General features: G+C 66.7%; 5 protein-coding genes and 2 pseudogenes. 3 read left to right on the plus strand and 4 right to left on the minus strand.

Translation table 11 applies throughout. The features are described 5' to 3' along the window. Window positions 1-237 (plus strand): hypothetical protein (locus BLW63_RS27180; RefSeq protein ID WP_170856989.1); only part of this gene is annotated, 237 nt, incomplete at its 5' end. Between the two features lie 30 nt (window positions 238-267). On the opposite strand, the pseudogene BLW63_RS25705 reads toward BLW63_RS27180, so the two are convergent. Further along, a pseudogene (locus BLW63_RS25705) lies at window positions 268-544 on the minus strand (IS5/IS1182 family transposase); the annotation flags it as partial. 140 nt (window positions 545-684) lie between these two features. On the opposite strand from BLW63_RS25705, the gene BLW63_RS25710 reads away from it, so the two are divergent. Continuing rightward, window positions 685-933, plus strand: coding sequence for a cold-shock protein (locus BLW63_RS25710; RefSeq protein WP_091162473.1), 249 nt, complete (start codon window positions 685-687; stop codon window positions 931-933). Here the strand turns inward: BLW63_RS25710 and BLW63_RS25715 are convergent. The 3 genes and pseudogenes from BLW63_RS25715 to BLW63_RS25730 form a co-directional block, all read right to left on the minus strand. Continuing rightward, window positions 902-2067: pseudogene (locus BLW63_RS25715) on the minus strand (IS3 family transposase). The gene BLW63_RS25710 and the pseudogene BLW63_RS25715 sit on opposite strands and share 32 nt — an antisense overlap. 663 nt (window positions 2068-2730) lie before the next feature. Then, on the minus strand, window positions 2731-6348 hold the full coding sequence (locus BLW63_RS25720) for a hypothetical protein (protein ID WP_139263843.1): 3618 nt from the start codon (window positions 6346-6348) through the stop codon (window positions 2731-2733). A gap of 350 nt (window positions 6349-6698) precedes the next feature. After that, window positions 6699-7871, minus strand: coding sequence for an IS701 family transposase (locus tag BLW63_RS25730; protein WP_244522815.1), 1173 nt, complete (start codon window positions 7869-7871; stop codon window positions 6699-6701). A gap of 510 nt (window positions 7872-8381) precedes the next feature. Here BLW63_RS25730 and BLW63_RS25735 point away from each other — a divergent pair. Beyond that, the gene (locus BLW63_RS25735) at window positions 8382-8585 is read left to right on the plus strand and encodes a hypothetical protein (protein ID WP_091162480.1); all 204 of its coding nucleotides are present in this window, start codon (window positions 8382-8384) and stop codon (window positions 8583-8585) included. Window positions 8586-9320 lie beyond the last annotated feature (735 nt).

Genomic DNA, 9320 nt, shown 5'->3' on the forward strand with positions numbered 1-9320 from the left:
GCCGTGGCGTTCAGCCCCGACGGCCGGCTGCTGGCCACCGCCAGCCAGGATCAGACCGCCCGGCTGTGGAACCTGTCCTTCGATTCCTGGCTGACGATCGGATGTGAACTGGTAAACCGCAACTTGTCCATGGCCGAGTGGAATCAGCTCCTCCCAGGCGTTCCATATGAGCGCACCTGCCCGGACCTGCCCGCTGGTCAAGGCGCTCCATCTGATGCTCCGGCGGCCCGCTATTGACTGTCGCGCCCGGCGCTGCGCAGAGAACTCCAGCCCCGTTGCCGCGGCGGCCAGGACATCGACGCCCTCGTGCAGGTCCCGGTCGGCTATCGGCCAGCCGATGCGGGTTGTCGCCGGCCAGCTGGGCCAGCCGGGTGCCGTCGAGGAACCAGCGCAGGATGAGCACCGCCTGCCGGTAGCAGCCCAGCACCCGCCGTCGGGATCGGGTGCCTCGTCGCCGCCGTTCGGCGGTCAGCAGGGCCGCCACGAACAGCACGGTCTCCTTGGAGAGCGGGAGCACGGCGGTGTAGGTGACAGGATCGGTCATCGCAGGACATCGGTGGTGGACATCTGTGAGAGGACGTCCCTCCTACCGGGGTCCTGCGCTTCCTCCCGTCACCTCGTAGTCGTCGGCGTGTCCGGTCCGCCCTGCCAGCCACCCGCTACTGGGAAAGGCTCAATGAGTGCATGCTGCCGAACGAGCTCAGCGATGAGGACCTCCACGTTGGGACTGCAAAGTTCTTCAAGGAGGAGAAGGGTTGGGGTGCCATTGCCTCGGACGCTCTGCCCCCCGAGCGCGATGCATGGGTGCACTTCTCAGTGATTGACATGCCCGGCTATCGCTTCCTGCAGGAAGGGCAAGCGGTCAGGTTGGGACTGCTGCACGGACAGGTGACAGGTCGGGTCAAGCGGCCTGAGCGGCCAGTGTGGGCATGATGGTCTCGTACTCGATGGGCGTGAGTCGACCGAGGGCGTCCTGACGGCGCCGACGGTGGTAGGTCCGTTCGATCCAGGTGACGATCGCGATCCGCAGCTCCTGTCGAGTGGCCCAGTGCCGGCGGTCGAGCACGTTCTTCTGCAGCAGGGCGAAGAAGCTCTCCATGGCGGCGTTGTCGCCGGCCGCGCCGACTCGGCCCATCGAGCCGGTGAGCTGATGACGGTTGAGGGCATGGACGAATTTGCGGCTACGGAACTGGGATCCGCGGTCGCTATGCACGACCGCTCCGGCTGCTGGGCGGCGACGCCAGCGGGCCATCTCCAGGGCGTCGACGACCAGCTCGGAGCGCATGTGGTCGGCGATCGACCAGCCCACCACGACCCGGCTGAACACGTCGAGCACGGCGGCGCAGTAGACCTTGCCTTCGGCGGTGGGGTGCTCGGTGATGTCGGTGACCCACAGCCGGTCCGGCGCGTCGGCGACGAAGCGGCGCTGCACCAGATCGTCGTGCACGGCCGGCGCCGGGCCTGCTCGGCGATGTTTGCGCCGGGCGCAGACACCGGCCAGTCCGGCGGTCCGCATCAGCCGAGCCACCCGCTTGCGCCCGCAGGCCAGTCCCAGCCCCAGTCGCAGCTCCGCGTGCACCCTCGGGGCGCCGTAGGTGCCGCGGGAGGCGGAATGCACCTCGGTGATCGTGACGGTGAGCTGGTCGTCGGCGACCTGGCGGGCACTGGGCGCGCGGCCGCGCCACTCATAGAAGCCCGATCGCGACACCCGCAGCACCCGGCAGGCCACCGCGACGTCGATGCCGTCCGCGGCGAGCTCGTGGACCAGCCGGTAGATCATTTTGGGCCGGGAGAGGCCTCCCGGGCGAAGTAGGCACTCGCCCGCTTGAGGATCTCGATCTCCATCGCCTGCACCCGGTTCTCCCGGCGCAGCCGGACCAGCTCGGCCCGCTCATCGGTGCTCAGCCCCTCGGCGCGGCCGGCATCGATGTCGTCCTGCTTCAGCCACCGCCGCAGGCACGACTCCGCGATACCCAGGTCGTGGGCGATCTCGGCGATCGACTTCTCCCGCCGGCGGGCCAGCTCCACCGCTCTGCGGCGGAACTCCGGCGGCTTGGCTGCAGGCATCCAGGACTCCTCCCCGAGGCGATCCTCACCTCAGAACAGGTGTCCGGGAAACCGGGTCAGGCTCCCATGGACGGTGTCGTTGATCGGCCACCAGTAGGTCGATAACAGTGGCAAGCCGGTTGCATTGGCCCGCCGGCGATCAGCCGCGGCGAAGCGCGACAACCAGCCTGCACCGAAAAACTCAGAGATCGCACGGACCGCTCCGCTCAGCGCGACCTTCCCCTCAGAAGTGAGGACGCGGGAGTGAGTGATTGGGCTCGCCCAGAGCTCCCAATCAAGAAGCTGCCCCGCTGATCACGGCTTTCCAACGGTCATCCGGTACCACCAGACCAGTCTGCAGTGACGCAGCCGACCAACACGCAGAGCCTGCCGGGCTGCTCCTGGGTCAGGCACGCATGCGGTCTCGGGCGGACGCCGCCGACCGGCCGCGAACGGAGACCGTGGCCACCAGAGTGGCACCACGGAGAAGCAGGATGGACGCCAAGTCGGGGAGTCGCGTTAAGGCAGTCGCGACGGGTTGCACATCTCGCGGTGGGGACCAAGCGCCCGATCAGGCCCCGGAGGGTCTCCGACTCCGCAGCACTCAGGTCCCCGAGCGACCTGTGCACTGCCGCGCGAACAGCCGCATCGGCGCGGCGACGCACCGCCGACGCCATGCCGTGCCTACCTCGCCGACCGTCGACGACGCGTCTTAGTTCCTCCGGGCGCCAGTCGCAGTCCTAGAACATCCAGATCCAAGTCGGCGAAAGCGAGCACAGGGATCGGGCTCTCTTCAACGAGAGGACTAACGAGTGGATCACTCGTGACAACTACCCCGACGACTGTGCAGTCATCTGCGTCGGCGTCGAGGCCAAGATGAGCCAGAACACTAGCGACATTGGCTCGGAGCCATTTGATACGTCGCTGATGCTTGTCCACGGTTGATCGTTCCCGTTTCTTCCCTCGCTTGCCGGTGAAGAGCTTCACGACTTCATGTGACATCTCCGCAGGGGTTCTCGCGACTTCGAAGTCTTTGGCTTCAACGGCGAGTACAGTGCGGGTGTCTGAGTGCCATGCGAGGACGTCGATGTCACCGAGGTCGAGTCCGTCCGCGTTGGCGATGCGCATCCCGCCAATCTTGTTTACTGACAGCTCGGCGGTGAGGCCGATGTCGCGCAACCGTGCTGCAACCTCCGCGGCATAGGCGTCGTTGATGCGGCCCCGCACTTCCGAGACGAACGCCTTCATTGCTTGGGTCCGAGCGCTAGCTTGCAATCGCCCGGAGGTGAGGCTGGTGTACCAATAGGGCCCGGTGTTGAGGACGCTCCGGAAGCCGAAGACCAAGTCGTCGCCCTGCAGGACGAGCGGCCTCCGCACGTATGACATGTCGCGGTTGAACCGCCACGGGACCGCGTCGGGGCCGATGCTCATAAACTCGTCGCGCGGCGTCAGTGTGATGGCGTTCAGCACGGTTTCGACCACTTTCGGGTCTAGGCTGCGGGTGATCGCCACGTGGCTAAGCGCGTCCGCCCGGGCGATGCGTGTGACTTGGTCTGCGATCCCGAGATCGAGCAGGCCACCGCACACTTCGCGAAGGTCGGTCAGCGTGAACCCGTATTCGCTGCGCATCGCCTCTGCGCTTTCGTTCACGACGTCCCGCCCCGATACGGCGTTGGCGCCGTCCGGCGGTGGCTCGACAGCGGTTCGGATCGCGCGAACGCCGGCCGCTGCCGCATATGCCTTGATGGCGCGGTCGACTGGTTCGTCACGGTTCATACCGAGACGCCCCGATTTTAGGATGGAGACATCGAAACCCGCGAGGTTGTAGTGCAGGAAGTCCGACGCTGTCCCACGTTCAGTAATCTCCTGCGCTAAGCCGAGGAGCTGGTAGTACTCACGCGTTGTCAGCACCCGCTCACCATGCGGTGGTTGGGCGGCGACGTATTCGATGAGGAACCGACTTGCTCGGTGAGCCGTCGTGCTCCGGCTTCGGTGCTCGACCAGCTCTTTGGTCGTTTCAGCGTCGGTACCGAAGCACGCAATTCGGGACCGAAGCATCCGTGCGTTGTACTCCACGGAATGTACGAGCGCCTCGTTCTGGGCAATCAGATAGTCGAGCAGGGCACGCTGGTCGTAGCGCGCAATGTCGACCTCCATGAGGTTGAACAGGTGGCCAACCGCCTTGTTCAACACTCGGGCCCGGTAACCACCAGTCAGAGGCCCTACATCGAGACCTGCACCGTCCGGGGCGCGGAGCCATTCACCAAGCTCGTCTAAGATTTGAGCAGTGACCTGCCCGTGCCCGGTGAGGGGCGCCGGGAGTCGTTCGGCTCGCATCGCGGGTGCGTTGTTTTCGTTGAACGCATTGAGCATCCGCTTCGAGCCAAGCGGCGCGACCAGATCGACGAGGCCCGCCACTTCGCTCGTGTCCACGTCGAACAGAGTTGTGACTAGCGCTGTCACGAGGTGCCGCTCCGCAAGGTTCGACTCTTCTTGGAGTTGGATCGCGAATAGGTCGGTGAACCGCAGCGTCAGGGTCCCTTCACCGCGCGCCGTGATGACCGGATGCTCGCTTGCGGCGCTTGCGTTGTGGCGAGCCCATGCGACTGCTGGGCCAGGCGACACAATCAGGTGGCTCCTGCGCGGACTAGCCGTGAGCCCGCCAAGAACCATGCATTCACGCACCCAGAACGCGACGCTTTCAAGGAGTAGAACGGCCACATCTGGCGACGGTTCCTCATCCAGGTCGGGACTCACGAAGACCGCATCGGTTCCGACTTCGACGACATACCCTGCGAACGAGGCCGTCGAGTCGACGACGAAGATTTCAGGTGTGTCCCGCTTGTATCGACGGCTGGCTTGGACCATGGGTCGGCCTTCGACAGGCGCTTCGACGCCGTGACGGTCGGTCTCCTCGAAGAACTTCTCTCGTTCAAAGAACCCGTCTCCGGCCTCGAAAACAACGAAGGTGGGCGGACCGTCGTCGGAGAAGTAGAACGACTTCTCGTTGTCCTCGTACGCGTTGTACTCGTCGAGGATGTTGGTTGACATTGATTCGCCGGGCCGGCGGTTGGCGGCTTTGGCGAAGTACAACAGCCCGAGGGCACCGTCCGGCTCCCGGTGAAGCATGACCTCCAGGTCATCGGCCCGCGCCATGAGCACCGGGTCGGCACCATCCACGTTTGGGACACCCCAAAAGGCAGAGCGGCCCGGACTGTCAGTGATGACTAGGTGCAACAGGGCCTCGGCCGACGAGTACGTGGAACGTTCGCCTGGTTCAATCAGGTGAGCGATGCGATGTAGGACCGCCTGGGTGTTGTACATTCCCCGCACCTCGTCCGGAGTCCAATCCGTGAGGGGGTCGGTGGCAACGATGACATGCAGATCGGTCGCCGCATCGATAGTGAACAGATGCCTGTTCATCGACTCGTCCTTCGACAAGACCTTTCGCTCGGCGTTGCGAGGAAGCAACCGCTCGACCCGTCGCATAGCAGCTTCGCGGTAGCGCCTTCCGAGTTCTTCGAGTTGCCTCTCCTGATAAGCGAAACGAAGCAGGTGGTGGCGGATGGTTAGCAGCAGGTCGAGTGGAACGGCCACCTGATAGCCGTCCTGCAACCGTAAGAACGGCATCTCGAGGAGGCGGTCCTCCATGACGTCGTCGTCGCACGGTTCAGTAAGTTCACCGGGGTCGAGCGCGAAGGTATCGACAACGATGTGCAGCCAAGCGCCGTGTGCTTGCAGGTCCTCGAGGCTGACGAACGCGGCCTGTGCCAATTCTTCGAGCCGCGCCGCATTCGGTACGTCGACCGGTGCCCTTGGAGACCTAACCGGCCGTGTTCCCCTAGTCAGGCCAGCACGCGTCAGCACAAGGTTGCTCACCGTGAGAAGGCCTTGGATGAGTTGCCGCACAGGACCCCGAAGGTCGTTAGGCATCCAGTTCTCACGGAACGCCGCGTCGGCGAGGTTTTCCACATCGGCAAAGGTGTGCTCACCCGAACCAGGCGACGCCAGATATTCGCCACCAAAGAAGCTCATGCTTTGAATGAGGACCTCAGAGTACGGGTCCTCCTGACGCGCAATATCGGCGCCACCGATATCTTCGCGCTTAAGTAGCGCCCGCACAGCACTAGAACTCAGTGGCTTGCGCGAGTCGTCCCCGATTGCCATGCCGAGTGCCGCGAGGCGATGCAACCTCACGAGACGGGACGCGTTGGCTGGCATCAGCATCAGCGCGGACGCAGCACGCACAATCGCGGGACCACCGACGTTCGCGGGAGCATCAACAACCACGGTTCCGACCACGTGGTTGATGCTGTCACTCGGTGCCGACAGTGTTGCTTGGCCCGGCTCATCGGGGCTGCGTTACGTCAAGGAGGGGGCGGAGACTCGAACCCTCCCTCGGCATGCGTGATCGTCACGCCATCAGCGCGGTCATGTTCCGCGGGATCGCCCGTCCGTACGTGGCTCCACGAGGCCCGAGGCCTAATACTGCAACGGCACTTGCGGTGGCGCCTGTCCGCGGGCGCGGTAGTGGGCGGCGCGGGCCTGGGCCTGGCGTCGTCGGCGCCACCAGGACCAGTCGGCGGCGTGATCCAGGTCGGGCCGCGAAGTGCGGATGAGGGTGTTGATCAGGCGGCGGAGCTCCGGGACGGTCAGCGCGATGTGCTGGTCGGTTCCGGCTGCCAAGCCCCCTTTTCCGCGGTGGCGCGGGTCGCGCTCAGATAGGCGTGGGCGAGCATGGCCAAGGTGATGTGTCGGTACCAGGCGGTGTAATCGCGGACCTGGTAGGAGGCCAGGCCGGCTTGTTCTTGGCGGCTTGGAAGCATTCCTCGATGCGCCAGCGGCTGCCGGCCACGGTGAGGAGCTGGTCGAGGGTGGTGTCGGTGGGGGGGCGGCGCAGACGTAGTAGGCCAGCTCCGGTGTCTCTTCGGGGGGCTGCGGGATGCTGCGGCGGGCCAGCACCCAGCGCGCCCAGCTCGGGTCGAGCCGGCCAGCAGCTTGATCCGAGCCCAGTCGTAGAGGCGCAGGCCGTGCGCGCCCGCGCCGGCCGAGCGCCGAGCCCAGGCCTCGGCCGGGACCTCGGCGATCAGGGCGCGGACCCGGCGCTGCCGCCAGTCGACGGTGGCGACGGTGTCGTTGCTGCGCGTGGCCAGCACGTAGGGCAGTCCGCGCTGCTCACACCACACCCGCAGGCGTTTGTCCTGCCCGTAGATCTCATCAGCGGTCAGCCAGTCGGCCGGCACGCCGGCATCCAAAGCGCGGGTGAGCATGCGGCGGGCCAGCTCGGGCTTGGTGGCGAACGGCACGGCATCGTCGATGCCGGCGGCGCGGGCGCGGTCCCGGTCGTCGGTCCAGGCCCGCGGGAGGTAGAGCTCCCGGTCGATCAGCGCCCGCCCGGCCGGCGTGGCGTAGGCCAGAAAGACCCCGACCTGGCAGTTGTCAATTTTGCCGGTGGTGCCGGTGCATTGCCGGGCCACCCCGGCCGAGCGGGTGCCCTTCTTGACGAAGCCCGTCTCGTCGACGATGAGGATCCCGCCGGGGCCGAGCCGCTCCACCACGTAGGAGCGCAGCTCGTCGCGGACCGCGTCGGCGTTCCAGTCCGCGGTGCGCAGCAGCCGTTGCATGCCATCGGGTGACACCTCGCCGGCGGTCTCGGCCAGCGTCCAGCCGTTCTTGCGTTCCAGCTGACCCAACAGGCCGCGCAGATAGGCCAGCACCCGGGCGCGGGGCTCCGCTCGGGCGAAGGCACCAGCGATCCGCCGGTGCACCTCCTCCAGGCCCGCCGCCCAGTCCTGCACCTCGGCCACCAGGCCATCGCAGCGCATCCACACACGCTGCCACCAGCCCTCAACCGATCCCGGCACAAGTGCCGTTGCAGTACTAAGCCGGCCCGCAACGAGGCGTCGCTTGCCGCCCGCTACGCGGTAGACCACCCCGGAGACCGAGCAGCACTGGAGACTCCAAGATCACGAGGCATCACACGTCTTGCATCTCGGGCTCGGGAACTCGTGGTGACGGGTTACCGGAGGAACGCCTGCAGACTCAGGGACATGGGAACCAGCGGCACTCCCGAGTACCGGGCCCGACGGCGGGCGCGCGAGCAACAACGCCGCCAACGCCAGCAGCACACCCCGGAAGAACGCCCCGGTTCGGGCCAGGCCAGCCCTGCGGCGGACGGGCCCGAACGCCGCAGCGCCGCGACGACCTGCGGATGGTGCGGCGGACCCATCACCCCGCGCAGCCGCGGCCCTATCCCGAAGAGGTGCTCGGCCACCTGCCGGCACCGAGCCTGGGAGCAGAGCCGCGCGGCGACCTCCGGCCGGACGGCAGTGCAGGTGGTCGAGCGGCGGGTCGAGATCCGTGTACCCCTCGAGCCGACCCGTCGGGACTGGCCGAGGTTGCTCGGCGAGCTCGCCGGTCAACTGGACGACGGCCACGTCTACGACCGGGACCTGCCTGCCCTCGGCCGGGCGCTGGACCCGGTCCTGCGATCCTACCGCCGGCGGGCCCGCTGGAGCGGCGCGCCCGACCTCCCGTGAGCGCCCCGAGCCGGAGCCGCCGTACTGCTCCTGTAGGGCACCAGCGTCCACGGTGACGTTGGGACAGTTGCCGTGGAGCGGGAAGCCAACGGGGTGACATAGGTGACGAGAGCGGTGACGAGCCGACCGGCCCGACGTCACCCCAACCGGTGCGCCACTGGCGCGGCTGGCGACGTGACTCCCGGCCGTGGTGGACGGCAGGACCCTCGAGCGGAGCAGCACGCCCCGCCAGTAAGCGCACCGACCCGGTGCGAGGGTGAAGCGCCCTGGTGACGCCCACGCGGCATGCCTTCTGCCGCTGACCGCATCTCTGTCACCCCCGTCGTCGGCTACTCGTCGCAACGGATTGCGCAGTCCTGGGTGCATGAGGTGTATCGGTTTGCGATCTTGAATCGCCGCCTTTGGGGATGAGAATGCTCCGGTCGTCCGGCGACGTCGGAACACACTGGCGCGGGAGAGCCCGTTGAGGTGTATGGCGCGGGGTCCTCGGGTGCCTCTGATTGCTGCTGCGAGCGCGTGGGTCTGTGTCCTGGCAGAGGACCCTCCGGACGGCGTCCACCGACCGTCGTCAGGGAGGAAGTGGTCGCGGTGGAGGTGCTGTTCGAGCGGGTCGCCGGGCTGGACATTGGCAAGGAGTCGCTGACCGTCTGCATGCGGATCCCGGGCCCCGGCGGTCGCCGGGTGAGTGAGACCCGGACGGTCAAGACCACCACCCGCGCGCTGGGGGTGATGCGG

Origin of the sequence: Geodermatophilus africanus, from assembly GCF_900107105.1 — a bacterium.
In the GTDB taxonomy this organism is placed as follows: Bacteria; Actinomycetota; Actinomycetes; order Mycobacteriales; family Geodermatophilaceae; genus Geodermatophilus; species Geodermatophilus africanus.